Raw genomic sequence first — 25,599 nt, forward strand, 5'->3', positions numbered from 1 at the left:
CCGACGTTGGCCCTTTAATGCTAAGAGAGACCCCCATGACGCAATATGATTATGATCTATTTATTGTGGGTGCGGGCTCTGGCGGTGTGCGTGCGGCTAATATGGCAGCGGCACAGGGTGTAAGAGTTGCCATTGCTGAAGAGCGTTATTTAGGCGGCACCTGTGTCAATGTCGGTTGCGTGCCTAAAAAACTGTTGGTCTATGCTGCCCAATTCAGCGGTGAATTCGAGTCGGCAGCAGGCTTTGGCTGGACGATGGGCAAATCAACGTTTAACTGGCCTAGCCTGATTGCAAATAAAAATCGGGAGATAGAGCGACTACACGCTGTCTATAACAATCGGCTGCAAAAATCGGGTGCTGAAATTATCATTGGCAGGGCACAAGTGCTTGATGCGCACACTGTCGCTGTTGACGGTACGGAATACAGCACCGAGCGCATGCTGATTGCAACAGGCGGCTGGCCGTCTGTTCCTGACATACCCGGCAAGCAACACATCGTCACCTCCAATCAAATGTTTTTCCTCGATCAATTGCCTAAACGCATCATTATTGTCGGTGGCGGTTACATCGCAGTGGAATTTGCCAGCATTCTTCATGGCCTTGGTGTTAAGACGACAATTTGCCATCGCGGACCTAAACTGCTTCGTGGTTTTGATGAGGATATACGTGATTTTCTGGCTGATGAACTGACCAGGAAAGGTATTGATATTCTTTTCAATACCGATATTGAAGCTATAGAAAGTACAGGGGATTGCTTCGCAGCACGGCTTATTGATGGCAGTCAAGTGAGTACAGATCTGGTGATGTATGCCACTGGCAGGACGCCGAATTCAACCGGATTCGGACTAGAGAAGCTTGGCGTTGAACTGGATGGCGACGCTGCGATTAAAGTCAACAGTGATTATCAAACCAATGTGCCGTCAATCTACGCACTGGGAGATGTGACTAACCGGGTTAATCTGACTCCGGTAGCCATTGCAGAGGGCATGGCTTTGGTCAATAAATTGTATGTCAATAAATCAAAACCGGTAGATTATGACAATATTCCTACTGCCGTTTTTTGCCAGCCCACTATTGGTACGGTAGGCCTGACCGAAGCACAGGCGCGCGAAAAATACCCGGACATCGATATTTACAAAACCAGTTTCACCTCAATGAAAAACAGCCTATCCGGTATGGATGAAAAAACCCTGATGAAAATGATCGTGGTCCGCAGCACCGACCGGGTTGTCGGCATGCACATGGTCGGGTCTGATGCTCCCGAAATTATTCAGGGCATGGCAGTTGCCATTCGAGCCGGTGCGACCAAGGCGGTCTTTGATTCTACTATCGGCATACACCCAACTGCTGCCGAAGAATTTGTTACCCTGCGCGAACCTGTGTCTTAACCCATAGTCCGCAAATTCCCTTCCTTTAGGTGCATTGCAATCTACGCTATTAGGTTAAGTGCTTGGCATTAGGTGGGCGCGAATTTATTCGCGCATTTGGCTGTCACTGCGCGAATAAATTCGCGCCCCACTGTTCAGTCATCACTGTCTTTTCAGTCTAACTTAATGGCAGTGCCATGGGAGAGCGAATAACTTGTGTAGATAGCTATGCCCTGAACGGCGGGGTTTTACGCTACTTAGTGATAAAAACAAAGACTAGATATTCATATCTTGCGATTATTTAGCTTAACTTTAACCGAATTTTGTCCAACGTAAGCGGTTAGCATTAGCAACCACTGTCACAGAAGACAGAGCCATAGCCGCACCGGCTATCATCGGGTTTAACAAAACGCCGAATAGCGGATACAACAAGCCTGCCGCGACCGGAATGCTGACGGTATTATAGAAAAATGCGCCGATCAGGTTTTGTTTGATATTGATAATCGTCGCTTTGGATAACTCAATGGCTTCAGGCACTTTCAGCAACGAGCCTTGCAAAATAACCACATCGGCGCTTTCAATAGCGACATCGGTGCCGGTGCCGATCGCAAAGCCGACATCCGCTTGCGCCAATGCCGGTGCATCATTAATACCGTCGCCGACCATGCCGACGATTTCACCCGCTTGTTGCAGTTCTTTAACCACCTCGGCTTTATCCTGAGGCAACACCTGCGCCCGCACTTCGGAAATACCTGCCTGTTTGGCAATGGCGTGAGCGGTTATTTGATTATCGCCGGTCACCATGATGATGCGTACACCCTGATCTTTTAACAGATGTACTGCGTGTGCCGAGTCCTTTTTAATCGGATCGGAAACAGAGATAATGCCCACGACTGCCAGGGATGGCGGCCGAGACTGCTCCCGGCAGTCCTCGGCATTCCCTCCATCCATGGAGGTCAGAAGTGTCGCAATCGGTAGGGAACCGATGCGACCGACTTTATTGTCCAAGGCAAGCAGCATCGGCGTTTGACCCAGAGCCGACAGTTTTTCCAATCTGTTATTGTAACGAGTGAAGCTAACGCCTTGCTGCTCCATCAATGCCTTGTTACCGAACAACACGCGCCGCCCATCAATCATCGCCATCACCCCGTGACCGGCGACGGATTCAAATTGATTAACTTTTTCCAGCGTTAACTGCTTAGCTTCTGCTGCCGCCAAAATAGCCGCCGCCAATGGATGTTCCGAACCGGATTCGATACTCGCCGCCAACTGCAGCACTTGCTCTTCGCTAATGTCGCCGACGGTTTCAATCGTCGAAACAGTCGGTTTCCCTTCGGTTACCGTGCCGGTTTTATCGAGTATCAAACAGGTTAATTTACCGGCTGTTTGCAAGGCTTCACCCTTACGAATTAAAATGCCTGATTGGGCAGCTCGGCCCACGGCTACCATCACCGAGATAGGCGTCGCCAAACCCAAGGCACAGGGACAGGCGATAACCAGAACGGTCATTGAGGTGACAAAAGCGTAACCCAATGAAGGCTCAGGCCCAAAAGCGTACCAAATCATAAAAGTCAGTACTGAGAACGCGACCACAGCCGGGACAAAAACGCTGGAAATTTTATCCGCCAGACGGGCGATTTCCGGTTTGCTGTTTTGCGCTTGACGGACACTATTAATGATCTGCGCTAATGCGGTATCGCGGCCGATGCGGGTTGCGGTAAACAAAAAACTACCGCTCTGATTCATGGTTCCGGCAACCACCTGGGCGCCCACGATTTTTTCTACCGGCAACGATTCACCGGTCAACATCGACTCATCGACCGTGGAATGTCCTTCCAGCAGCACACCGTCAACGGCAATTTTCTCGCCCGGCCTGACTCTCAAGGTTTCGGCTAACCCCACTTGCTCGATAGCGATATCAATTTCTTCGCCGTCCCTGATCACCCGCGCCGTACGCGGCTGCAAACCGATCAGTTGACGAATAGCGCTGGAGGTTTTACCTCTAGCCAGGGTTTCCAAGCCGGAGCCCAGATTAATAAACGCCAGAATCATCACCGCAGCTTCAAAATAGGCATGTTTCGCCAGGGACGGCAGGGTATCGTAATAATCGAGCACAATGCACGAATACAGCCACGCCGAACCGGTACCCAGCGCAATCAGGGTATCCATGTTAGCCTGTCCCAGCATTAACGACTTATAGGCGCCGCTGTAAAAATGCCAACCTGAATACATCATAACGCTTAAGGTGACCAGCGCAATTTCCGGCCAGACCCATGAACCGGTTGCTGAACCAATTTCCGGCAACCCGCCAAAGTGATCGGCAGCCATCAGCAGCAATCCGAGGGTTGCCGCTACCGAGGCTTTTTTCATCAACTGCCGATAGCGTTGCAACTCTTGCTCTTCCTGCTCGGAAGGATCTTCGAAACCCTCCATCACCGCCGCATCGTAACCGGCGGCTTTAACGGCCTGCATTAACAACTCAGGGTCGGCATGGCCTTTAACTGCGGCGGAATGATCGGCAAAATTGACGCTGACTTCGGTCACACCGTCAACTGCCGCTAATGCGCCTTCAACGGTGCTGACGCAGCCGGCGCAACTCATGCCTAAAATAGATAAGCGCAAATCTTCGGAAGTATTTGTACTCATTACGCTGTCTCTACGGTAAAACCCGCATCAATAATGGCGGCGCTAATAACATCCAGGCTGGTTTTTTCAGCATCGAAATCGACCTTAACTTCCTTGTCTTTGCTCGATGCCTTAACCGACAACACGCCATCAATGGCTTTCAGTTTAGTCGTCACATTGGTTTCACAACCGCCACATTTCATACCGATAACGGTTAACGATACAGATTCAGTCATTTTTATGTCCTCTTGTGCAGTGAAGTATTACCGTATCATACTCGACTGATAGTCGATAATCATGGTATAAATCCGCTTTTATTTCGGGTTTCGCGCTAAATCCGACCTAAAGATAGTTAAACTTAACACCTCCAGCAATTAAAATGGCAGACATTATCATCGGGCGGCAGCAGATTTTTGACCAGGAGCTGAATATCTACGCCTACGAACTTCTTTTTAGGGGCAATGATTTCGACCTGAATCATAAGGATGGCGCTACGCAAGCGACCAATCAGGTCATTACCGATACCATTTTAGAGCTTGGCCTTAACACCATAGTCGGACCTCACAAAGCTTTTATTAATTTTACAACGCAAAACATCCTGGATAAAACCCCTTTACGCCTTCCTAAAGATCGGATTGTTGTTGAAGTGTTGGAAAATGTTGAAATCGACATGACCATCGTCGCCAACCTAACAGAACTGTCAAATCTAGGCTATATCATTGCCCTGGATGACTTTGTCTTTTCTGATGCATGGACGCCGCTGGTGGAATTTGCCGACATTATCAAGTTGGATATTCTGGAAATGGGCGAGTCCAAAACACGAGAGCTGATCACTCGCCTCAAGTCCTACAAGGTAAAACTGCTCGCAGAAAAAGTAGAAACCTACTCCGAGTATCAATACCTGCTTGAATTAGGCTGCGATTATTTCCAGGGTTTCTTTTTCAACAAACCCAATCTGGTTTCCGGCAAGCGCATCAGCGTCAATCAAACGGCAGCCATTCAATTGTTAAACACCGTTAACAACCCCGATGTAGAATTTGAAGATCTGACCAAGATAATCTCGCTTGATGTCGGACTCAGCTATAAACTGCTGCACTATATCAATTCCGCGTTTTTCGCCCTGCCCAATAAAGTCTCATCCATTAGCCATGCCATTTCCTATTTGGGGCTGATCGAAATAAAACGCTGGATAAATATATTGACACTGGCTTCCTTATCCGAAAAACCGGAAGCGGTCATGCAAAACGCATTGATACGAGGCAGAATGTGTGAAGAACTAGCCTATCTAAGCGGCAATAAATCAGACAAATTTTTCCTGATTGGCATCTTATCCAATCTGGATAGCTTGCTGGATATACCCTTAGATGAAGCGCTCAGCCAATTGCCTTTGGCCGATGATATTGTTTCAGCCATATTGCACAAAGAAGGGCTGGGCGGTGAAGCGCTTAACTGTGTTATCAGCTATGAGCGCTGGGACATTTCATCTATATCATTTAGCAATGTTGACCAATCTATTATTGGCGATGCTTACATTAAAAGCATAAACTGGGCAAAAGACATTATGGGCACTATAAAATAATTATGTTACTAAACACCATCGCAAACCAAACTATCGCTCTTGCGGGCATTTCTCAGGCCGCTGTGCTAGTTCAACAACTGGCAACGACCGGCACCGCCGACTCGTCCGCCCTTGAAGCCAGCATAGGCAGTCTTTTTATCAGTGATGAACAGGGTGTAGCCAATGTCTACGGCGGTTTATCAGGCATTAATCTGGGGGTTTTACAGCTTAACGATCAAATGACCGGTCTTAAAATCGCCAATCCTGAACAAGCACGCTATGCCGCGTCGCTGGTTTTTCTGGAGAATCAACTAGCCAAGCAACCGGCCATGCTTAAAACCATTTTTACCGGAATTGAACGTGCCCAAGCACAATCGGAACATTTTGGCTTGCTCCATGAAAATGTACTGGCAAATCTCGGTGACATTTATCACACCACCGTCAGCACACTGCAACCGAGAATCATGGTTAATGGTGAACAGGAATACTTATCCAAGCCCGATGTCGTCAATAAAATACGCGCTTGTTTACTGGCCGGAATACGTTCGGCCATTCTTTGGAAACGATGCGGCGGCACCCGCTGGAAGTTCCTGTTTTACCGTAAGAAAATTCAAGCTGAATTACAAATCCTGCTGAAACAGCTTTAGCCTTCCGTATGACTACCCTGATTGAAGCTGAACACCTGACCCGTTATTACGGCAAACATTGTGCCGTTAACGATGTCAGTTTTACTTTAGTCAAAGGCGAAGTGCTCGGTTTTTTAGGTGCTAACGGCGCAGGCAAAACCACCACTATGCAGATGCTATGTGGCAATTTAGCACCCAGCGCCGGGCAAATCACAATCAACGGCTTCGACCTGCTCGACCAACCCAAAGCCGCCAAACGGAATCTGGGCTATTTACCCGATACGCCGCCGCTATACAAAGAGCTAAGCGTTCAGGAATTTCTGCTTTATTGCGCCAGACTGCACGGCGTAGCCAAAAGTTCTGTTACTGATGCGATCAACCGAACCAAAGAGCGTTGCGGTTTAGCCGAGGTTGCCGAGCGATTAATCGTTAATTTGTCCAAGGGCTTTCAGCAGCGCGTCGGCATTGCTCAAGCCATCTTGCACAACCCTGAAGTGATCGTGCTTGATGAACCGACGGTTGGTCTCGATCCCATACAAATCCGGGAAATACGTAGCTTAATTCGGGAGCTGGGACAAGATCATGGGGTCATCCTGTCTACCCATATACTCACCGAAGTGCAGGAATCCTGCTCCCATGTACAAATTATTCATCAGGGACAGCTGATCTTGAATGAAACTATAGCCGGACTTAACCGGCAAATGGATACCGGCACTCTGCAAATCACCACCCGGCTAGTGCCTGACATTAACAGCTTGCTAACTCTCCCCGGCATCAGTTCTATCGAAACCATGAGCGAAAACCGGATCAAAATTCATCACAGCGTAACCGCCAATCCGGCCGAACAAATTGCCGAACACATCATTACCGCCGGATGGGGATTACAGGAACTGACACCGATAAAAAGGTCGATGGAAGATATTTTTATTAGCCTAACCAAGGAACATCGCGAGTTATGAGCCTGATTTTAACCATTGCCTCCCGCGAATTCAGAACCCTGTTTTTATCGCCGATGGCCTGGACGATATTAGCTATATTACAATTTATTCTGGCATTCTTGTTTTTAACCCAGGTTGAAGCCTTTACCTCGCTCCAGCCCAAGCTGGCTTCCATCGAAGGCGCACCAGGCCTGACCGACATTATCGTGCCGCCCTTATTCGGTAACGCGGCCATTATTCTGTTACTGGTCACGCCGTTAATGACCATGCGTCTGATTTGCGAAGAACGGCGCAATAAAACCCTGTCTTTGCTGTTGTCCGCGCCGGTTTCCACTATCGACATTATCCTCGGCAAGTATGTCGGCATACTCGGACTGATGCTATTGATCATTGCCCTGATCACCCTGATGCCGTTATCTTTACTGGGCGGCGGCGAACTGGATTTGGGTAAATTGTTTGCCAATATTTTAGCCTTACTGTTGCTGGTTACTGCGTTTACCGCAATCGGCCTGTTTATGTCCTGCATCGCCGGTCATCCGACTGTTGCCGCGATGAGTACTTTCGGTGTTTTGCTGTTATTGTGGATTTTAGACTGGACATCCGGTCTGACAGATCAACGCAGCGAACTGTTTGAATACCTGTCGATTCTCAGGCATTTCCAGAACATCCAAAGCGGCCTGATCAGCTCGGTCGACGTCAGTTACTTTTTGCTGTTTATCACCACCTTTATCGCACTCAGTATCCGCAGTCTCGACAATGAGCGCTTGCAAAAATGAAAATATCGCCTCATAAACACCAGCAAATCCGCTTGAAAAATGGGCTCATTATCCTGGTTCTATTGTGCATGCTCGGCACGCTGGCCTGGATCAGCACCCGCTACAGCATTGAAACCGACATAACCGGCAATGCCGGTAATACGCTGTCTCAGGCATCGCAAAAACTGCTGGAGTCGATGCCAGGCGAAATAGTTATCACCGCCTTTATTAAAAAAGACCCCGCGCTAAGAAGTCAGATCGCACACTTGATCAACCGCTATAAACGCCATAAAGCCGAGCTAACGCTGACTTTTATCGACCCCGGCGCGCAGCCGGAAAAAATACGCGAACTGAATATAGGCGCGACCGGCGCGATTATTGTCGACTACCAAGGACGTACTGAAAAACTGAATTTTATCGACGAATCATCGCTGACCAATGCGCTGCTGCAACTGGCAAACGCCGATGAACGCTGGGTCACTTTCCTGACCGGCCACGGCGAGCGTGCGGCTGACGGCATCGCCAATTTCGATTTAGGCCAATTCAGCAAGGAATTGGATCACCGTAAAATTAAGGCTCAATCCATCAATCTGGCGACCATGCCGGACATTCCAGGCAACTCTGCGTTGCTGGTGATCACCGCCCCCGTCGTGCCGTTACTGGCAGCTGAACTGGAACTGATCAAACGCTATGTCCAGCAAGGCGGCAACCTGCTGTTGCTGACCGATCCGGGCAACCACCATTTGGACGCCTTGCAACAGCTTCTGGGTTTGCGCCAGCTTCCGGGAACTCTGGTAGACAGCAGTTCCAAGCTTTACGGCATTAACGACCCCAGCTTCGTGCTCGCCAGCGATTATAGCGTTCATCCGATCACCCAAGGCTTTCAGACCATAACCGTTTATCCGGTTACTGCCGCATTGGCAATCGGCGAAGAAACAGACTTTTACCCCATGGAGTTACTCAAAAGCGTATCGCAGTCATGGACAGAAACCGGCCCGATAGCCGGAAAAATTGTTTTCGATGCCGACGGCGACGAAAAACAAGGCCCGCTTGCCTTTGCCTATGCATTAACTCGCGACCTTGGTAAAAAAACGCAGCAGCGCATCGTGGTGGTAGGTGATGGCGATTTTCTATCCAACACTTATCTCGGCAATGTCGGCAATCTGGACATGGGCTTAAGAATGATCAACTGGCTGATTCATGATGACCGGTTTATCGACATCCCTGCCAAAGTTGCAACCGATAAAAGCCTGCAATTAAGCCAACTCAGCGTCGGCATTATCGGCTTTGGTTTTTTGATCATCATACCGGTGCTATTAATGGGGACGGGTTTCTATATCTGGCGTAAACGTAAGCAGCGTTAAGGTGTGTCTGGTTAATTTGCCATCCTCATCGCTCTGAATGGCGGGGCTTTTCGCTTAATCCGATAAAAACTCAACAGTACACGGCCAGCGTTGTGTAACATTGCGATTTATCTAAATTATACGGGTGGCGGCGAGTAGATTCTCATTTGGCTGAAAGGTTCTTGAAAGCTTCGGTGCTATACAATGGCATCTGGTAACTGTTCGTTCCCCCTCATATGGCCCTAGGGTTCGGTCGTCTTGTTCCTCTCGACGGACAGGATTTCCGCGCTCCAGGGATGAACGGTTACCAATCACTTATCCAACATCTCCTGCAAGGCCAAGGCGTTAAAAGGCGCCGTGCATCTGCAGTATTGTTGAAATAAACAGGTACCTGCTTACCCTATTTTAACCAGCGGGCAATACGATCAGCCCAATAGGCCAGTTCATCGACCAGAGTTTTGCCCTGCTAACTCGTCTTCTGGGACTTATAGTCCGCCCCGCACCCTGCAAGCCGAGCTGAATGCCTGAAAATAGCGTCGCTCTAGCCTGCCGTGTCAGACCTATTCATTCTTTTGATGCTTTCGTAGACCGCGCCCGGTTAGCTTCGCGATATAACATTCACCTGAATTTGGAGATAAACGCTTATAGGGTAGTGGAATCAGGCTGCTGTTTTTTAGGCGGGGCCGCTTTTTCCAGCTGACGGCGAAATTCGTCCAATTGCCGTATTAACTCATCACTGAAGGATTTTATTTGTTGCTCAAACAAAGGAATTTGCTGCTCCAGCTCCTTGTTAATGGTTTCGCCTATCGCCCGCAGGCTCTTAAAAACATCTCCGAAAGGCAGGATTGAAAGATTATTGAGCGTTCGCTGATAATCGACTTTCCATAGATCGTTTTCTTTTAATAAAACGGTATCAAAAGACAAATCCTTGTTGTTCTCGGGTTTTTTTAACGTCATGACCGTTGCTACCGTTGCATTGGAACCGTCGATTAAAATCACCCCGGTCTTAACTGTCGCATCTTCCAGATTTTGCTGCTTAGTCACAAGCTGTTGAGTCTCCTGGGTAGCGTATTTTCTGGCGGAGTCAAGATTGCCTGCTGCCATCGCTTCCCAAAATGCCGTAGTAACCTGTTCAGGAGTTAATACGGCCTGACAGCCGCTCAACAAGAACAATAGACTTAAAAGTCCCGCCAACCCAGACAGGCTTTTCTTGGTGTGATAACACCGGAAGCTCTTTAATAAAACGTTAGTTGTCGCCATTGGAAACTCCAGGAATTTGCAGAAAATTCAAGTAAAAGTTATGTGAAATATACGGTAGTATAACCCAACACAACACGACAAAGGGTTGTCGGATTACGGGGCTGCCCGGTATTGGTTTTCCGTAATTTTGAGCGTTCAAAGTATAGCTGTGCATCCAACCGAGGATATGTTTTATGGTCGACAGAAGACACTTTATCAAGAAGACCGCAGGCGGCCTGGCAGCGCTCGGCGGCTTGGCTTTGTTGCAACGATCGGGCCTGGCGACCGCTACGGCTGCGGAGGAAGCAACGATCATCGAGACGCTTCCCGGCAAGGAGGCGCTGATCAAAAAAACGTATCGTCCTCCCAATTACGAAACACCGATCAATTATTTCGATGCGCCCTTTACGCCCAATAACCGCTTCTTCGTGCGTTACCATAACGCCGTCATTCCCGAGGTAAAAACCGGCGAATGGCGGCTGCGCATAGGCGGCGATGCGGCTCGCACGCCGTTGGAACTCAGCCTTGAACAATTGCGCAAGGATTTCGAACAAGTCGACATCGCCGCCCTGTGTCTGTGCGCCGGCAATCGCCGGGGGGCATTTCAACCGCCTGTCCCCGGATTACAGTGGGGTTCCGGCGCAATGGGCAATGCGCTCTGGCGCGGCGTTCGCCTGAAAGATGTGCTAGCGGGGGCCGGAATCGACAAATCCGCGCTGGAAGTGAGTCTGGCCGGTGCCGATTCTGGCGTACTGCCCACCACGCCGGACTTTGTCAAAAGCCTGCCGCTGGCGAAAGCGCTGGATGAAAACACCCTGATCGCCTTCGAGATGAACGGCGAACCTTTGCCTCACTGGAACGGCTTTCCTGCCCGCCTGATCATTCCCGGCTGGACCGCCACCTATTGGATCAAGCATCTGACTGCGGTTAATGTCATATCCAAACCCTTCGACGGCTACTGGATGAAGACCGCTTACCGCATCCCCAAAGATCGCTTCCCAAGCGGACAATTCAGCTCACAGGAAACCGCAGCCGATATGCCGATCACGGAAATAGCGGTCAATTCATTGATTACCAGTCCGGCAGACGGGCAGACCTTGCTTAACGCCAAGTCCGTCGAAATCAACGGCGTAGCTTGGGATGGCGGCAATGGCATCGCACGCGTGGAGGTTTCCACGGATGGCGGCAGCAATTGGCAGCAGGCCACATTGAAGCAGGATTACGGTCGCTTTTCCTGGCGCCAATGGCACTGGGTCTTTGAACCTAGCCGTCTGGGAGCATGCCGGATTATGGCGAGAGCCACCAGCCACTCTGGCGCCAGCCAACCGCTAGCGCCGATCCCGAATCCTTCCGGTTACCACCACAACGCCGTGCAGAAAATTACCATCCAGCTGGTCTGAGGAGAACATGATGCGAACGCTGATTTTGTTGTTATGGTTTTTTGCGGCCACCGCAACGGCCGGGGAAAGCCAAATATTTCTAAAGGACAGGCCGGGCAAAAACCAAGTCGTTGCGCAGTGCGCAATGTGCCACAGCCTGGACTATGTCACCCAGCATGCCCCGATTCCGGATCGGGCAGGCTGGGAAAAAACAGTCGGCAAGATGATCAATAGTATGGGTGCGCCGATCAATGATGCCGACAAACAGATCATCATCGATTATCTGGCCCAGAATTACGGGAAATAAGGGTACACTTTTGTGTCTGCCAACTTATGTTGGGGCAGTCGTGTTGTAACATAACTTTCAATTTTTTACACTTTCAGGCGGGTCCCTACCATGATTACCCTGCGCTCGATTTGTTTACTCAGCATGCTGCTTGTTGGGCTGTTGCCGCCTTGTGCCACAGCCGCGCCAAACACGCATATTTATGTGATTGTGTCTCTGGTCGACAATGTATCGCAAGGCATCGCGCCGGTTCCTGCGAAAATCGGCAATGGCGATGATCCGCGCACCAATCTCTACTGGGGTGCGCTTTACGGCGTGAAAACCTTTTTGAGCAAAGCGGCTGGTTGGCGAAAGTTGGGCTGCGAACAAGATATTAGCGATACCATCTTGGAACGCTGCCAGTTTGCCTGGAAGGACAAGCTCACCGTTACCGCCGATGCTTATCGCGGCAGCCGGATTGACCAGGCGATGCTTGACTTTATGCAACAAGCAGCCACACCGCCTAATGCGGCAGAGCGTGAAATGGTGGTATTCATCGGCCATGACGGCTTGATGGACGAACAAAACCTGCCCATCATAGAACGCTTTCCAAAACATGCGGGGCATAATAAACAAGCCGTCGTCCTGGCTTGCATGAGCGAGGAGTTTTTCTCAGAGCATTTACAGGCCGCAGGTTCAAAGCCGGTGGTGACCACGTTCAGCTTCATGGCGCCGGAAGCCTACGTATTGGAAGCGATTGCGCGCGGTTTTGCCAACCAGGCGAGTGAAGCGGAATTGCGCAATTCTGCCGGCACCGCTTACGCCAAATACCAGCGTATCTCAGCCAAAGCGGGAAAGTCGGTTTTTATCGCAAAAAATTCAAACTAGGACTCATAGTCCGGCAAGTTCTGCGTCACTCAGATTGGGCTGGTAAAGGCCATGTTGAAGGCTGAAAAGCGGGTAGCGTTGATTTGCGCCACGGGGCTTCCAACCCCTTTAAAAACGTATTTCCAACCTTACTGATGGGGGCTTTACTTATGAACAATATCGTGAGTATTCGTTTTTTGGTTTCTTTGTTACTGCTGTGGATGAGTGCGGCCGATGTTTACAGTGATGAAAGTCAGCTAATGTCGTGCAGATCCTCCTATAGAAGGTTGAGCGATTTGAAGTTGCAGCAACCGCCGAGGCGGGTGCTGCTTGTGCCCTTATTGAGCAGGGAACCGCACACGACCGAGAGCCCAAGGTGGTCCGAGCAACCCGCCCGCACTCTGGAAGCCTTTTATCGCAACCGGTTCAATGCGGAAGTTACACAACTGCGGGATGTCTGGAGCTGGACGGATTATTACCGGCAGGCCGGACAATTGATGCAGCCATCGCTTCCTTACGACCGGGTTATTTTTATCAGTCATGGCGGTTTTGACGGGCCGGTGCTGGAAAATGTCGTATATTGGCAAGACTTTCAGATAACGGGGGGCAAAGGCGAATTGCTTCAGCTTTCCGAGGCGCAACCGGGACTTAAACATGCGCTGTCCATTATTTATGATACCGAAAAAAACCGCCTATTCAGCGACTATATGGCCTTGCGCTGGCCGGAGTTGGCGCCGATGAAATCGACCGACATCTGGCGCAGGCTTAAGGGACTGGAAAAACAGCTACAGCCGCTGGATCATGCCTGTTTTCAACAGTACTGCTCGCCGGAGCAACTGGCTACAAGCTCCGTACAGCAGCGCGGATACCGGCTCGATCTCTGCGAACTCATTTGCCGAGAATCGCTGTTCGAGCAAAAGACAGCGGTTGAAATATCCCCGGAACGGTTCTTTCATTTTACAAAATCCCTGAGCTCGCTGGTAACGGCAGACGGCCTGATTTTCTTCGGCGCCTGCAATCCAGGCAGTGCGGCTCCGGTAAAAATGCAGGAGAAGGATGAAACCGAGCTGTTAATCAATTCAACGCTTGCCGACGGGCCGCACCAGAGCTACGTGCATCTGGTTAGCGCAGCAATCGGCCGCATCACCGCCGGTCCGATAGGGCAAAGCAGCGCCGAGGACATTGTAAATCGAGTTATCCTGTTTGAGACCGGTCGTGCCCAATACAATTTATGCATCGTTGCCCCTGCGGCGAAGTGAGCATTTACGGACTCGGTGCCGAGGGCGCGTCCGTGCCGGAATAGAAATTGTCAAAGGTTGGGGAGACACCCTCCGCCCTGTAACTCACTATGTGGACATAAGCAATCAAGCCACTCCTTCCGCTGGTATAAGCTCCGTCCTCCGCCGCAGAAATACGATCTGTGTAGGTGGTGCCATCCGACATCATGATCGCTGCTCCGGTGCTCTTATCAATGATTTGGCCCCAGAGAAAGCCCCCGGATGACCAGAACTTTAGCCGGTAATCGCCGGATGGGTCAGGCGCTGGTCTCATCAAACGACCCTGGCCTTTAGTCAGAAAGACGGGAAAAGAGATTCCGCCCATGCTTTTAACAATCATCAACCTGCGTGAGGCAGGATTTCCATCTTTATCGTTCCTTAGCAGCAAGGCGTAACCCTTGGGAAGAAAAAACGGCGGGATAGGCTCCTGCATCCGCGCCAAGAGTCCAATGTCCTCCCCCCAGTTGTAGGTCCAATTCAGCAAGTCGGCCTCCACATGGAATTTCGTATGAGTCGGCTCATTCATATTGATGCTGCCGATGCGGCCAGGGCTGAGGAGACTGCCCCATGGACTCTCCATTTTATAAGCCACGCTACCCGACTCTATAGGAAACGAGAACTTTCCGGGTATCGGATTATAACGTCTCCAACCATCATCAATGCCGTCGTTGAAGTCGTCGAAGGTGGCGGCGTGTGTGGTGGAAAGGCACCCGGCTACCACCAGACAGGTAAAGAAAAATCTAATGTTCAGTTTCATGATCATGTTAATCCCCCCGATTGATTGTTTTTCTGATCTCAGTTTTTCGTGGTTATTACTATAGGGCTTTGACGTCCAGGTATGAAAAGTTGCGCTGATGTCTATCCTCATTCAATTTGTGGTCGTCTTCTTGCAGATTTTAGCTCCAATCGCTAGCCTTGATTCTTGCGTAACCATAAGCATTAAAAATAAAGGTAAGAAACATTATTTTACTTGCTTAGACTTTCATCTTTAGCCTTTGATACAAATCACCGGCTCCAGTCTGGCGACTTTCCGGGCTAATCCGGCCCGGTCGGCAATATCCGCTACCGCACCGACATCTTTATAAGCCAAAGGCGCTTCTTCGGCCACGCCGCGCATCGACGGACTGCGAATAATGATGCCTTGCGCCGCCAGTTTATCGACCAGCGATCTGCCTTGCCATTGCTTGCTGGCCTGTGTGCGGCTCATCGCCCGCCCCGCGCCATGACAGGCCGAGCTGAACGCGCGTTGTTCGCTTTCTTTGGTGCCGCACAATACGTAAGAACTGGTGCCCATCGAGCCGCCGATCAGCACCGGTTGGCCGACTTCTTTGAATACGGCCGGCAAATCGGGATGGCCGGGGCCGAAAGCGCGGGTTGCGCCTTTGCGATGTACAAACAGTGATTTTCGTTGACCGTCAATCATGTGCTGCTCAAGCTTGCAGGTGTTATGCGAGACATCGTAGAGCAGGCCGAGATGGATGTTTGGAAATAGGGTCGCGACGGCCTGCCGGGTCAGATGGGTGATAATCTGGCGATTGGCCAATGCGCAGTTGATGCCCGCCCGCATCGCGCCCAGATAGTGCTTTCCTAAGGGAGAGTTTAATGGCGCACAGGCCAGCTCACGGTCCGGCAACACGATCTGGTATTGGGCCGCCGACATGACCATTTCTTTTAAAAACTCGGTGCCGATCTGATGGCCCAAGCCTCTGGAGCCGCAATGTATGCTGATCACCACGTCATCGACTCGCAAGCCGAAAGTTTTAGCGACATTCTGGTCGAAAATCTCGGCGACCCGCTGCACTTCCAGATAATGATTGCCGGAACCCAGGGTGCCCATTTCATCTTTTTGCCGCTCTCTGGCTCTGGGAGAAACGTAGTGGGACTCAGCACCGGCCATGCAGCCGTGTTCTTCGATGCGTTCCAGATCCTGCGGTTCGCCATAGCCCTGATCGAGCGCCCATTGCGCGCCGCCTGTCAGCATGCCGTGCATGGCTTTATGATTCAAGTGTATCTTGCCTCTACTGCCGACACCGGCGGGAACCTTGCGGTATAACGCATCGGCCAGCGCCTGTTTATGCGGCTGCAGCTCGGCGATATTAAGGCCGGTAAGCAAGGTGCGCACGCCGCAGGAAATATCGAAACCGACGCCGCCAGCCGACACCACGCCGCCTTGATCGGGATCGAAAGCCGCAACGCCTCCGATAGGAAAGCCGTAACCCCAATGTGCGTCCGGCATCGCATAGGCGGCTTCAACAATACCCGGCAAGGTCGCGACATTGGTGAGCTGCTGGTAAACTTTCTGATCCATATCCTGCAGCAATTGTGCATCGGCATAAATAATCGCCGGAACGCGCATGACTCCTTTGGGTTGAATTTCCCAGCAGGTTTCGTCCCGTTGTATGAATTGACTGGTATCCATTGAATAGCTCCTCTAAACATCGACAACACATTGGGCAACCCATGTTCCATCAGCTTGCTGATAGACATGCAGCTCGGTAAAAGTAGCGCCTTTGATTTCCACGGCAGGTTGGTGTTTCTGCCGGTCGACGGCTACACCAAAGGCGGTTGCCGATAATGTGTCGTTTTTAATAAAAACCTGATAACGCTTGAACAATAATCCGTGTACAGACATTTGATAAACCAACTCGTTGATCCAGTTGACGAATAGCAGTTCAGTATCGGGCGCTTCGCAATGAATGGAAACGACTTTTGATGCGGTAACCAAGTCAGGATCGGTAACCACGGCGGTCATCGCGACGGCGGCTTGTTCGAACGCCTGCTCCAGCGTCGGCGCAATGCCGCGTATGCCGATGTCCGCTTGGTGTTCAAAATGTTCCCAGTGGGGTGTTGTCGGTTTGCTGTTCAATGGCAGGCCTCGTTCTATGAAATAGGTCAGAAAGGATTTAACAGTAAATAGATGGCAATCACCACCATAGCCAGACCGCTGATTAATTTGAGCCAGCGGCCTTCTTTTTCCTGTAGTCGCCGTTGGCTCAGCGTGATGATGCCAATGGTTAAAATAATAACGTCATCGAACATATAAGCCAGATTGTACAGTAGCAAATAACCGTAATAACTGATGCTATCCAACTGTTTCAACGTCAGGATCCGGGTGTACAGCATCGGAAAACCGGAGGTGCACATGAATTCGACAATCTGTACCAAAATGGCCAACACAAATGCCCCAATCAGCGCACCGGTAAGGTTCTTCGCCTGAAGTATTTGCCGGATTCGGGCATATATATCCGGTTTGGCGGTATCGGGAATCGACAATGACACGCCTAATCCGAAAAACCCGAAGTCCTTGAGATTAATCAGGCCGACCAGCAAGGCAATGCCCGCAATGGCGATTTCCGAAAGTCGGGATAGACCGATCAGCAAGAACAGGTTGAGCCAAGCCGCCATGAACATGAAATAAACCAGACCTTCGACAGCGACAAAGGTTCCGGCGATGGCGAACATCCGAACCCGGTCTTTCATCGATGCGAGCAACGAAATCATCAGCACCAACACCCATAGGGAACAAGGATTGAAGCCGTCCAGTAGGCCGATTGCCAGCGTGAACAGCGGTAAACCGATCTCGTCAAGCGACAATCTGCGACCGAAAAAATCGATGTATTGCTCTGTTTCACAGGACAAAGCAGCTTTCGTTTCGCAACTGCCGGAATTATCCTGAATGTTCGCTGTTGGGATTTTGGTCAGCGCGCTACGGATAAGCTGGTCGGTGCCTGCCTCTTTTGAATAACCGAAGATCAATTGTCCGCCGACCTGAAAAGCGGGAACCCTTAGGGTCTTTATACCCTGGTTTTGAGCAAGATGCTGTAATCGCTCCAGTGCGGCGGGCTCTTGAATGACGTCATGAATAATGATGCTCAACGTCGGTTGTTCGCGTTTGAGGGCCAGCAAAAACACCTCTGCGTCAGCGCAGTGTGGGCAACCCTGTTGTACGAAGACCTCAATATCGGCAGACGTATGGGCTGTTGTCGGCAAAGCGCTTGTTATCCCGGGGAATGCCATCGGACTCAAACCGAAAGCCAAGAGCCATACAAAAACCAAAAGCCATCGGGCGATACCTGTGCCAGCTATTGTTTTCAAAGGAATTCCTCCGCAGTCGATAACTATTTTGCCGAACGACTACTGTGAGCATATACTATCGATGGCTTGTGATAAATACGTATTTTAACCTATTGAAATATAATTAAATAAACTTATTATCTGGATAGTTGTTTGTTCTGAAATTCCTCACAGGAGCGTGCCATGAGAAGAATATATTTTTTAGTTCCCACTATTGAAATCACCCATAAAATCGTCGAAGAGCTCCAGGCTAAGGGCATAGAAGACCGGCATATTCATATTCTGGCGGCAAGGGACACGTCGCTTGAAGGTCTACCCGAGGCAGGGGTGACCATAAAAACGGATTTTCTTCCCGCCGTTGAGCGAGGACTCGCATTAGGCGGTTCAACGGGATTATTGGCTGGATTAGTCGGTTTGCGCTTTGCGGGATTTGCCATTGCGGGCGGGCCGCTTCTGGGAATCATTATGGCAGGCGCAACTATCGGGTCACTGATGGGCGGTTTAGCGGGAATGAATTCCGGTAATTCACGGTTAAGACAGTTTGAACAAGCCATCGAACAGGGCGAAATTCTGGTATTGGTTGATATTCCGCGCGATCAGATTGAGACTATCAGGAAATTGGTCATAAAACATTATCCTGAAGTAGAGTTTGAGGGCGTCGAACCGATTCTTCCGCCGTCCTATTAATGAACGATTACGCCTCTCAGTCCCGCGACTGAATATTTTTTGTAAGGTTTATTTGAAGCTTGGCGCCTATCCCGAGGTAAAAGATACGCCAGTTCGGCTTAAGTCAGGCGAAGCGATCCCCAAGGTCACAGTTTCGTGGCAATAACCCGCTCATGGCAATGGCGGGTTTTTCCAGCTTTGCAGGTGCGCCTTGAATGCCCGGAAGGCGACGCCGCGGTCATCGCCCAGCAGGAAGGCGTGAACGCCGCGCCGCAGCCAGTATTCTTGCTGTTCCGGCAGACGCGGTACGGCACAGAACGGCACATCGTGTTTGCGGCAGGCATCGGCGATAGTCAGGATGGCGGCCTGCACGTCCGGATGCTGAGCCTGGCCGGGTACGCCGTAAGACTGGGACAGGTCGATCGCCCCTTCCAGAACCAGGTCGATGCCCGGCACGGAGACGATCGCGTCGATGTTTTCCACGCCGACCCGGTCTTCGATCATGACCGCGACCAGCAGTTCGGCATTGGCCCGTTCGAAATAGCTCGGCAGATCCAGGCGACCGAAACCCGTGGTGCGTCCGCCGCTGATGCCGCGTTGGCCCAGCGGGTGGTAGCGGCTGGCGCTGACAGCGGCTTTTGTTTCGGCACGGCTTTGCACATGAGGGACGACGATGCCTTGCGCGCCGCTGTCCAAAGCTCGCAGAATCGCCCCGGCATCCATTCCGGGCACACGCACCAAGGCGGTAAGCCCGGCGCATTCCGCGGCCCGGATCATGTTCTCCAGGGTTTCCGGGTTGGTGTTCACGTGTTCCAGATCCAGGATGACGAAGTCGTATCCGGCGTAACCCAGCATTTCCACCAGCAACGGCGCCGGCACCGAATTCAGCAGCCCGTACACCGTCTTGCCGCTGCGCAGGGAATGCTTCAGCTTATTGGTTTGCAGCATGAACCGGCTCCTGCACTGGTAAATAAATATGCTGCGGATGCGGGTGGCGCAGGAAATCGTGATGGGAAATATGCCAGGCGTAGGCACCGGCATAAGGAAACACCAGCAGGTCGCCGACCCGCAACCGCTCCACCGGTGCGTCAGTGGCTAAAACGTCCTTGGGCGTGCAGAGCTGGCCGACCACGGTGATTTCGGTTTGCTCCACGCCGGGCCGGGAAAACGGATAGGGCCAGTGTTCTTGCGGCACTACGAAAAACGGATGGCTGTGCCCTTGAGCGTAGGGAGTGCGGAAATGGTGGGTGCCGCCGCGGCCGACCGCGAAATGGCGGCCAAAGCATTGCTTCATATCCAGCACCTGCATCACGTAATGGCCGCAGGCCGCCGTCAGGTAGCGGCCCGGTTCGAAACGGATGCGCCAATTCTGCATACTTTCGCTGTTGACCAATGCCGCCAAACCGGTACTAAATGCCTTCCAGTCGAATTGCCGGTCGGGCTCGCGGTAGTTGATACCGATGCCGCCGCCCACGTTCAGGTAGTTAATGGCTAGCCCGAATTGCTCCCGCCATTGCCGCGCCTGCCGGAAGTAACGCGCAAGCAAGGCCAGATGGGCGTCGGCGTCCAACTGGTGGGACATCAGGTGGAAGTGGAAACCGTGTAAACGGATTTCCGGGTGCCGCGCCAGCCATGCTAGGCATTCCGGCAGCTGGTCGGAATCGATACCGAACGGGGCGGCCCGGCCGCCCATGGTCAAGGTGGTGGTCGGTACGCCGTCCAGAGCCAGATTGATACGCAGCAGCACATCGGCCTGCCGGTTCATGTTTCGGGCCAGCCAGGCGAGCCGCCGCAACTCGCCCAGGCTTTCAACGTGCAGCAATTCTACGCCGAGCTCCAACGCGGAAGCCAGTTCGGTATCCAGTTTTCCGGGGCCGCCGAAAATCACCGGCGTATCGGGAAAATGGCTGCGTACCCAGGCCAGTTCGCCGCCGGATGCAACCTCGACCGCGCACATGAGGCGCAAGGGTTTGCAGAATCGGCAGGTCGGAATTCGCCTTGACCGCATAAAAGAGTTCGCAGTTGCCCGGCAGCGTAGCGGCCAAACCGGCGGCGTGCTTATCCAATGCCTCCAAGTCATAGATATAGGCACATAAAGGCTCATCGGCGCAGGCGAGATGAACGGCTTCCGCCACGCGGGCTGATGGTCGGTTCATGTCACGCATCCCCCAGGTAGGCCAACGGGCTGGGCAACGGCAGATAGCAGGCATCGCGATCGGGACGTTTGTAAAAGCGGTTGATCAGGTTGGCCTTGGCAGGGAAGGGCGCTCCGGACAGCAGGGCATTGATGCGCCGCGCCGCGTTCGGGTTGCCGTGCTGCGCCAGATAACAACGTAACCGGTGGCGGACGATACGCCACAGACGCGGCTCCAGCGAAGGGCGCAAGGCGCTCAATTGCGCTACCGCTTCGCAGAAATTGTTGACCAGCAGGCAGTAGGCGATGCGGTTCCAGCCCTGATCCTCGCTATAAAACAGCGCTTGCCGCACCTTTGCGTCGACGGCGTCGAGCGGAACGGCGTTGAATCGTCCCGCTACCAGCTTGACGCCCTCGAAATCGCGCAGCCAGACGTGGCTGGGCCAGTCGCCGGTCAAGCCGAGCAGTACGTTCTGCAAGTGCGGTTCGAACACGATGCCGTGGTCGAAAAAGCAATGCAGCACCGGGGGCAGCAGTTGTTCCACATACGCCGAGAACCAGTCTTCGGCTATCGCGTCCCACGGCGAAGCTTGTCTTCGCGCCAGCCTGTCGATGATGTCCGCCATGCGTGCCTGGCCTCGGGTATGGTTGCCGAATAATGCTCCGGCGAGCAGCGGTGTCGTTCCGGCTGTATCTGCCGGGTCCAATCCCTGGCGCAGGATCAGGCCGAAACCTTCCGCCGCCTCTCGCTCGGCCGGGGTTTCATCGTCACCCAGCCGTACCGATGCGTAGGCCGGTTCCTCCAGTATCCGCAGGGTAGGGAATTGTGCCGCCAAGCGCGGCCCGATGGCCCGCATGATACGAGTGACTTGCAGCGCCCCTTCCAGCTCGTAAATGGCATTCTTGCGCACGCAATTGGTGATGCGCACCTGCAGGGAGCACTTGTAAAAATAATGATCAACGGTAAGTCCAAGGACAAGTCCAGCAGGCGGCTGGTCCGAATTTCGCCGTCCGGGCCAAAACCCATAATGTCTTGCAATACGGTAACGCCTGAGACTTTCTCTTCGTTGTGCAAAAAGTCCATGATCTTGGTGAGCAGATGTTCGCCTTCCCGAAGATAAATCCGTACTACCGTAATAGATTGAGACCGGTAGCCCGGTAGGGGCGCATCGTGCGCCCTACCGGCCTTTAATTAATCATTACTTTGATGGATAAAACCCATTTTTCTTACCTTTTTCAATATGCTGCGAAAGCCTATTAATTTTATTCATAATGGTATAGTCAATTTCATATAACCGATTAAAAATATCTTCAATAATTTCAATGCTCAATTGAAGTTCTTGTTTAGTTGGAGTAATCAATTTATGAGCGGCTTTATCTCCAATAAATTTTAAACTTGATAATCCTTCAACAATATTTTCAGGTAAATGTTCTTGATTTTTTAATATTTTGAGCTTTCCTTCTAGTCCGAATGCCTCAGAATCAGTAATACCCTGCTTTACACAAATAGACTCTAACAAAGCTCTAATTCCAATAGCACATAACATAGATAAGTCATAATTAAATGCCTTAATTGTTTCATTGTATGATTTTTCAATATCACAAGGTCCAATTGGTGAATCTCTTAAGCCTATAAAAATCTTAGGTGTTAATAATTTCTTTTTTGGTGTTAAATTGTTTCTTGGCGGCCAAAAAATAGACTCATAAATATTCTCACCATCTTCATTGGTCATTGCTATATTTGTATTATAGTCTTCGAGTATTGCTGTATCACATCCTTTACAAACCCAAAATTTGTAAATGCTTTTTTCATAATAGACATAACGTAACTCTCCATTGTAGTTTTCTGCTTCTTCATAATCTGCACTATGCGAGCCGAAAAAGTTGTGGTTTGTAAAACCAGAACACACATTACAATAAATCTTTTTTTGTTCGATGGGAGTAATCACAATAATACAGCCTTACCTTTTTATATAACTTGAATTGCAAATTCTAACGTAGAGCTAAGCGGGCGCGGCACGGAAAGCTGAAAAATAAAACCGTAATATAACCGCGCTCCGGTTGAGCGCAATGTTAGGCCAAGGATATTGAATATGGGCAAAAGAATCAAAGATACAAGCGATGACTCAGCAGCTTGGGCAATTTATGTACCTTAGTATCGCTATTGTTGCAGTACATGTAGTTAATAATGACGCAAATAGGAACTTCCAATGCTCTTTGCAAAAATGCAATTTTGGAAATTTCAATCGCTGCGAGACAGGAGTCGAGTAGTCCCCAGAAGCGATAGAGCATGTGTTTTCACGGAGCGTTTTTTGCGTAGTGAAAATACAGGCTTTCCGAAATCGCGTCGAGTCATTGGAGAGCATGTGAGCTACCCCTTGTTGGGTAGCGAACGAGTGACCAGGACGGCTGGGGCAGCCGCAGGCATGAGCGGTCGCGTGATTTTTGCCGCTTGTTGGGCAGGGATGCCCATAAAAGCTGTCGCAAAAATAGCGACTCCCCGCCTATGGCCTTCCTCATACCCACTCTTTGTTAATCTGAAATGAAATGGTGATGCTATGTCTTTTCCAGAAATAAATTCTTTTTCTTTTAGGTTTCCGAAATATCTTGAATCAGAGTTCTGTCTGTCATGAACCTTTTCTTTTGTAATTCACGGGACAGTTTTAAATAGTGACGGATCTAATGATGAAAATTGATATGCATCAAGAGCAACCAATTGATCTCCATTATCTTCGATGTATTTGTCAAGGATGGCAATCAATAATTTCTGTTCGTCTTTTTTATAATATTCGTTGCTCATTGCTTGATACTTTATGTAGGCCTAACGTAAAGCTAAGGGGTGCGCCTTTCAAGGAAGATCAGCGAAGCCATCGAAGCTGAAAAAATAACAAACCTTCAAAACCGCTACGAAAAGGCTCGTCCCGCTTGAGCGCAATGTTAGGCATAAGGTTTTCAACGCCTACAAACCTGCGCCCATGTTTTGTCCATTTCACCAGTAGCCATATCTGTTTCAACGACCTGAATACTACCTCCAGAAACAAAGCGTTGAAACCCCATGTAGCCGCCAAAACTGTTCTTTGCATTAACTTCACCGCAAACCACGGGAGCACCGATGGCATTGGAAACAAAGGCATTGCGAAACTGAACACTTTCAGGATCTTTCAGTTTGCCCTTAATCTTTTCTTGATTGAGATCAATATAACTTGCTTCTTTTGCAGCCTGCGAAGGCTCGGAGTTTTCACCTCCACAGCCGGAAATAAAAACGGTAAATAGTATTCCGAGTATGATAAATTTCATTTGCATGATCGAAAGTTCCTTTGGCTGTTGCCTAACGTTACGGTAAGGGGCGCGCCGCCTTTGCGGGCTTGAGCGAAGCCGCCGAACCTTAATAAAAAATTGGACTTCAAAACCGCCAACGGGCGGCGCGTCCCTTTGACCGACTTGTTAGGCCGGATAATAACCATCAGAGCCAAACTACCAGCAAATAAAAATGATCGATTAGTTACGGTAACTCAATCGATTCTGCCCATATTGATTCTAATTTACTCTACTTTTTGGTATTCAATCTCATAACAAGTTTTGGACATTACTATCTCGTATATATCTGCACACAAGTCATGATATTTTATGCTGCTCAATATCTCGTTTTTTAAATCAGGCTGTGCGTTTGCCCCGATATATACACTTTTTATACATTCCTTAGGTAATTCGAATAGATAAATTGGATAGCCTGCCTCATCGTTGCCGCTACAAATTCTTGTATCCTTTTTAAAAGAGCGAAAAATTCTTACTTCTTCCTCATATGCCCAATTGATTGACTTTTCACAAAGTATCTTCTCGTAACTATCGTAGTCGCTCTGATGGGTTACGCTACGTTGTGTTGTGTAGCTAACTTTGTTAGGTGAAGTGTTTGCACCTCTGTGATCTTTTCGATAGAAGAATTCGTGTGATTCATCAAAACCAATTACAAAACCTTTGTGATTGTCAGCGTAGTGCGACCACATTAGTAAATTGCTAAATGTTTTAGAAAGCGAAAGGATTAGAATCTTCGGATTTATCATATCCACAACTTTGACCCCAATGCTAGAGGGGGACATCCTTTCTAGTATATCGATCTTTAAATTCCCAATGGTGTTTTGCAGAGTCTCATAGTTTTCTGGAGATTGTTCCTCTGGAAATTGATTTTTCCAGAGGTCTTGGGCGTCAAGCTCCATTTGCTCAATGAAGGCTTCTGTTTCTGAGTTCGTATTTATCAGTGGTAACGCTTCAAACGGGTCATTTAATGCTCTTAATTGTGTGAAACGTATTTTCAAGCTCTTTAGCACATCCAATCTTTTAGCGGGTAGATATTTATACAGCATAGTTTTTTAACTGCTTGCCTAACATTAAGTAGATACCTAAAAAGGTGTATATTAAATTTCAATCACAGGTGTATAACGCAACTCCTGCAATCCGTTAGGCAAGATACTACAAATGTTGAACTATT

25 protein-coding genes and 1 pseudogene are annotated in these 25,599 nt (G+C 50.1%); 11 read left to right on the forward strand and 15 right to left on the reverse strand.

The window, feature by feature from the left end; genetic code table 11:
* Positions 1-35: 35 nt before the first annotated feature.
* A complete protein-coding gene (gene gorA / locus ABXJ76_RS08040) occupies positions 36-1,388 on the forward strand; it encodes a glutathione-disulfide reductase (protein WP_432745856.1) in 1,353 nt (450 codons plus the stop codon).
* Between the two features lie 291 nt (positions 1,389-1,679).
* Here the strand turns inward: gorA and ABXJ76_RS08045 are convergent, their stop codons facing one another.
* Positions 1,680-4,013, reverse strand: a complete 2,334-nt coding sequence (locus ABXJ76_RS08045) for a heavy metal translocating P-type ATPase (RefSeq protein WP_432745858.1) — start codon at positions 4,011-4,013, stop codon at positions 1,680-1,682.
* Positions 4,013-4,228: a heavy-metal-associated domain-containing protein gene (locus ABXJ76_RS08050; RefSeq protein ID WP_432745860.1), complete on the reverse strand. Its 216-nt coding sequence runs from the start codon at positions 4,226-4,228 to the stop codon at positions 4,013-4,015. The genes ABXJ76_RS08045 and ABXJ76_RS08050 overlap by 1 nt, the downstream gene beginning before the upstream one ends.
* A 143-nt stretch (positions 4,229-4,371) precedes the next feature.
* Between ABXJ76_RS08050 and ABXJ76_RS08055 the strand changes: the two genes are divergently transcribed.
* The 5 genes from ABXJ76_RS08055 to ABXJ76_RS08075 are packed head-to-tail and all read left to right on the forward strand — an operon-like array spanning position 4,372 to position 9,233.
* A complete protein-coding gene (locus ABXJ76_RS08055) occupies positions 4,372-5,571 on the forward strand; it encodes an EAL and HDOD domain-containing protein (RefSeq protein WP_432745861.1) in 1,200 nt (399 codons plus the stop codon).
* A gap of 2 nt (positions 5,572-5,573) precedes the next feature.
* Positions 5,574-6,197 carry a high frequency lysogenization protein HflD gene (gene hflD, locus ABXJ76_RS08060; RefSeq protein ID WP_432745863.1) on the forward strand — a complete coding sequence of 208 codons (624 nt, stop codon included), beginning with the start codon at positions 5,574-5,576 and terminating at the stop codon, positions 6,195-6,197.
* Between the two features lie 8 nt (positions 6,198-6,205).
* Positions 6,206-7,135: an ATP-binding cassette domain-containing protein gene (locus ABXJ76_RS08065; protein ID WP_432745865.1), complete on the forward strand. Its 930-nt coding sequence runs from the start codon at positions 6,206-6,208 to the stop codon at positions 7,133-7,135.
* 2 nt (positions 7,136-7,137) lie between these two features.
* Complete coding sequence (locus ABXJ76_RS08070) at positions 7,138-7,890, forward strand: ABC transporter permease subunit (protein WP_432746474.1); 753 nt, start codon at positions 7,138-7,140, stop codon at positions 7,888-7,890.
* Positions 7,887-9,233: a GldG family protein gene (locus ABXJ76_RS08075; RefSeq protein WP_432745867.1), complete on the forward strand. Its 1,347-nt coding sequence runs from the start codon at positions 7,887-7,889 to the stop codon at positions 9,231-9,233. Before ABXJ76_RS08070 ends, ABXJ76_RS08075 begins: the two co-directional genes overlap by 4 nt.
* Positions 9,234-9,854: 621 nt before the next feature.
* Here ABXJ76_RS08075 and ABXJ76_RS08080 read toward each other — a convergent pair.
* Complete coding sequence (locus ABXJ76_RS08080; RefSeq protein ID WP_432745869.1) at positions 9,855-10,472, reverse strand: hypothetical protein; 618 nt, start codon at positions 10,470-10,472, stop codon at positions 9,855-9,857.
* 173 nt (positions 10,473-10,645) lie between these two features.
* On the opposite strand from ABXJ76_RS08080, the gene ABXJ76_RS08085 reads away from it, so the two are divergent.
* The 4 genes from ABXJ76_RS08085 to ABXJ76_RS08100 all read left to right on the forward strand — a co-directional run bounded on the left by ABXJ76_RS08085 (position 10,646) and on the right by ABXJ76_RS08100 (position 14,221).
* A complete protein-coding gene (locus tag ABXJ76_RS08085) occupies positions 10,646-11,851 on the forward strand; it encodes a molybdopterin-dependent oxidoreductase (RefSeq protein WP_432745871.1) in 1,206 nt (401 codons plus the stop codon).
* A 10-nt stretch (positions 11,852-11,861) separates the two neighbouring features.
* Positions 11,862-12,137: a cytochrome c gene (locus ABXJ76_RS08090; RefSeq protein WP_432745873.1), complete on the forward strand. Its 276-nt coding sequence runs from the start codon at positions 11,862-11,864 to the stop codon at positions 12,135-12,137.
* A gap of 90 nt (positions 12,138-12,227) precedes the next feature.
* Complete coding sequence (locus tag ABXJ76_RS08095) at positions 12,228-12,983, forward strand: hypothetical protein (RefSeq protein WP_432745875.1); 756 nt, start codon at positions 12,228-12,230, stop codon at positions 12,981-12,983.
* 149 nt (positions 12,984-13,132) lie between these two features.
* Positions 13,133-14,221 carry a hypothetical protein gene (locus tag ABXJ76_RS08100; protein ID WP_432745877.1) on the forward strand — a complete coding sequence of 363 codons (1,089 nt, stop codon included), beginning with the start codon at positions 13,133-13,135 and terminating at the stop codon, positions 14,219-14,221.
* A gap of 4 nt (positions 14,222-14,225) precedes the next feature.
* Here ABXJ76_RS08100 and ABXJ76_RS08105 read toward each other — a convergent pair whose 3' ends face one another.
* The 4 genes from ABXJ76_RS08105 to ABXJ76_RS08120 all read right to left on the reverse strand — a co-directional run bounded on the left by ABXJ76_RS08105 (position 14,226) and on the right by ABXJ76_RS08120 (position 18,334).
* The gene (locus ABXJ76_RS08105) at positions 14,226-15,002 is read right to left on the reverse strand and encodes a hypothetical protein (protein ID WP_432745879.1); all 777 of its coding nucleotides are present in this window, start codon (positions 15,000-15,002) and stop codon (positions 14,226-14,228) included.
* Positions 15,003-15,227: 225 nt separating this feature from the next.
* A complete protein-coding gene (locus ABXJ76_RS08110) occupies positions 15,228-16,658 on the reverse strand; it encodes an RtcB family protein (RefSeq protein WP_432745881.1) in 1,431 nt (476 codons plus the stop codon).
* Positions 16,659-16,670: 12 nt separating this feature from the next.
* Positions 16,671-17,105, reverse strand: coding sequence for an archease (locus ABXJ76_RS08115; RefSeq protein WP_432745883.1), 435 nt, complete (start codon positions 17,103-17,105; stop codon positions 16,671-16,673).
* Between the two features lie 26 nt (positions 17,106-17,131).
* Positions 17,132-18,334, reverse strand: coding sequence for an NrdH-redoxin (locus tag ABXJ76_RS08120; protein ID WP_432745885.1), 1,203 nt, complete (start codon positions 18,332-18,334; stop codon positions 17,132-17,134).
* A 162-nt stretch (positions 18,335-18,496) separates the two neighbouring features.
* Here ABXJ76_RS08120 and ABXJ76_RS08125 point away from each other — a divergent pair, with 162 nt between their 5' ends.
* Positions 18,497-19,000 carry a DUF1269 domain-containing protein gene (locus tag ABXJ76_RS08125; protein ID WP_432745886.1) on the forward strand — a complete coding sequence of 168 codons (504 nt, stop codon included), beginning with the start codon at positions 18,497-18,499 and terminating at the stop codon, positions 18,998-19,000.
* 150 nt (positions 19,001-19,150) lie between these two features.
* Here ABXJ76_RS08125 and ABXJ76_RS08130 read toward each other — a convergent pair whose 3' ends face one another.
* The 8 genes and pseudogenes from ABXJ76_RS08130 to ABXJ76_RS08165 form a co-directional block, all read right to left on the reverse strand.
* Positions 19,151-19,927, reverse strand: coding sequence for an HpcH/HpaI aldolase family protein (locus ABXJ76_RS08130; RefSeq protein ID WP_432745888.1), 777 nt, complete (start codon positions 19,925-19,927; stop codon positions 19,151-19,153).
* A complete protein-coding gene (locus ABXJ76_RS08135; RefSeq protein WP_432745890.1) occupies positions 19,911-20,936 on the reverse strand; it encodes a type III PLP-dependent enzyme in 1,026 nt (341 codons plus the stop codon). The genes ABXJ76_RS08130 and ABXJ76_RS08135 overlap by 17 nt, the downstream gene beginning before the upstream one ends.
* Positions 20,937-21,136: 200 nt before the next feature.
* Positions 21,137-22,042 (reverse strand): IucA/IucC family C-terminal-domain containing protein, encoded by a 906-nt coding sequence (locus ABXJ76_RS08140; RefSeq protein WP_432745892.1) that lies wholly within the window; start codon positions 22,040-22,042, stop codon positions 21,137-21,139.
* Between the two features lie 65 nt (positions 22,043-22,107).
* Positions 22,108-22,197: pseudogene (locus ABXJ76_RS08145) on the reverse strand (DUF190 domain-containing protein); the annotation flags it as partial.
* A gap of 115 nt (positions 22,198-22,312) precedes the next feature.
* The gene (locus ABXJ76_RS08150) at positions 22,313-23,062 is read right to left on the reverse strand and encodes a DUF4145 domain-containing protein (RefSeq protein WP_432745894.1); all 750 of its coding nucleotides are present in this window, start codon (positions 23,060-23,062) and stop codon (positions 22,313-22,315) included.
* Positions 23,063-23,763: 701 nt separating this feature from the next.
* Positions 23,764-23,913, reverse strand: a complete 150-nt coding sequence (locus ABXJ76_RS08155; protein ID WP_432745896.1) for a hypothetical protein — start codon at positions 23,911-23,913, stop codon at positions 23,764-23,766.
* A 152-nt stretch (positions 23,914-24,065) separates the two neighbouring features.
* On the reverse strand, positions 24,066-24,416 hold the full coding sequence (locus ABXJ76_RS08160) for a hypothetical protein (protein WP_432745898.1): 351 nt from the start codon (positions 24,414-24,416) through the stop codon (positions 24,066-24,068).
* A gap of 239 nt (positions 24,417-24,655) precedes the next feature.
* A complete protein-coding gene (locus tag ABXJ76_RS08165; RefSeq protein WP_432745900.1) occupies positions 24,656-25,474 on the reverse strand; it encodes a DUF2971 domain-containing protein in 819 nt (272 codons plus the stop codon).
* Positions 25,475-25,599: the final 125 nt, after the last annotated feature.

Source organism: Methylobacter arcticus, assembly GCF_050917435.1.
In the GTDB taxonomy this organism is placed as follows: domain Bacteria; phylum Pseudomonadota; class Gammaproteobacteria; order Methylococcales; family Methylomonadaceae; genus Methylobacter_A; species Methylobacter_A titanis.

What these genes read in the sequence shown, in the direction of transcription:
- ABXJ76_RS08075 (WP_432745867.1), top strand. Translation starts at nt 7,887, where the DNA reads ATGAAAATATCGCCTCATAAACACCAGCAAATCCGCTTGAAAAATGGG.
- ABXJ76_RS08160 (WP_432745898.1), bottom strand. Translation starts at nt 24,416, where the DNA reads ATGCAAATGAAATTTATCATACTCGGAATACTATTTACCGTTTTTATT.
- ABXJ76_RS08090 (WP_432745873.1), top strand. Translation starts at nt 11,862, where the DNA reads ATGCGAACGCTGATTTTGTTGTTATGGTTTTTTGCGGCCACCGCAACG.
- ABXJ76_RS08125 (WP_432745886.1), top strand. Translation starts at nt 18,497, where the DNA reads ATGAGAAGAATATATTTTTTAGTTCCCACTATTGAAATCACCCATAAA.
- hflD (WP_432745863.1), top strand. Translation starts at nt 5,574, where the DNA reads ATGTTACTAAACACCATCGCAAACCAAACTATCGCTCTTGCGGGCATT.
- ABXJ76_RS08155 (WP_432745896.1), bottom strand. Translation starts at nt 23,913, where the DNA reads ATGAGCAACGAATATTATAAAAAAGACGAACAGAAATTATTGATTGCC.
- ABXJ76_RS08105 (WP_432745879.1), bottom strand. Translation starts at nt 15,002, where the DNA reads ATGATCATGAAACTGAACATTAGATTTTTCTTTACCTGTCTGGTGGTA.
- ABXJ76_RS08165 (WP_432745900.1), bottom strand. Translation starts at nt 25,474, where the DNA reads ATGCTGTATAAATATCTACCCGCTAAAAGATTGGATGTGCTAAAGAGC.
- ABXJ76_RS08085 (WP_432745871.1), top strand. Translation starts at nt 10,646, where the DNA reads ATGGTCGACAGAAGACACTTTATCAAGAAGACCGCAGGCGGCCTGGCA.
- ABXJ76_RS08045 (WP_432745858.1), bottom strand. Translation starts at nt 4,013, where the DNA reads ATGAGTACAAATACTTCCGAAGATTTGCGCTTATCTATTTTAGGCATG.
- gorA (WP_432745856.1), top strand. Translation starts at nt 36, where the DNA reads ATGACGCAATATGATTATGATCTATTTATTGTGGGTGCGGGCTCTGGC.
- ABXJ76_RS08050 (WP_432745860.1), bottom strand. Translation starts at nt 4,228, where the DNA reads ATGACTGAATCTGTATCGTTAACCGTTATCGGTATGAAATGTGGCGGT.
- ABXJ76_RS08055 (WP_432745861.1), top strand. Translation starts at nt 4,372, where the DNA reads ATGGCAGACATTATCATCGGGCGGCAGCAGATTTTTGACCAGGAGCTG.
- ABXJ76_RS08100 (WP_432745877.1), top strand. Translation starts at nt 13,133, where the DNA reads ATGAACAATATCGTGAGTATTCGTTTTTTGGTTTCTTTGTTACTGCTG.
- ABXJ76_RS08095 (WP_432745875.1), top strand. Translation starts at nt 12,228, where the DNA reads ATGATTACCCTGCGCTCGATTTGTTTACTCAGCATGCTGCTTGTTGGG.
- ABXJ76_RS08135 (WP_432745890.1), bottom strand. Translation starts at nt 20,936, where the DNA reads ATGTGCGCGGTCGAGGTTGCATCCGGCGGCGAACTGGCCTGGGTACGC.
- ABXJ76_RS08065 (WP_432745865.1), top strand. Translation starts at nt 6,206, where the DNA reads ATGACTACCCTGATTGAAGCTGAACACCTGACCCGTTATTACGGCAAA.
- ABXJ76_RS08110 (WP_432745881.1), bottom strand. Translation starts at nt 16,658, where the DNA reads ATGGATACCAGTCAATTCATACAACGGGACGAAACCTGCTGGGAAATT.
- ABXJ76_RS08080 (WP_432745869.1), bottom strand. Translation starts at nt 10,472, where the DNA reads ATGGCGACAACTAACGTTTTATTAAAGAGCTTCCGGTGTTATCACACC.
- ABXJ76_RS08130 (WP_432745888.1), bottom strand. Translation starts at nt 19,927, where the DNA reads ATGCTGCAAACCAATAAGCTGAAGCATTCCCTGCGCAGCGGCAAGACG.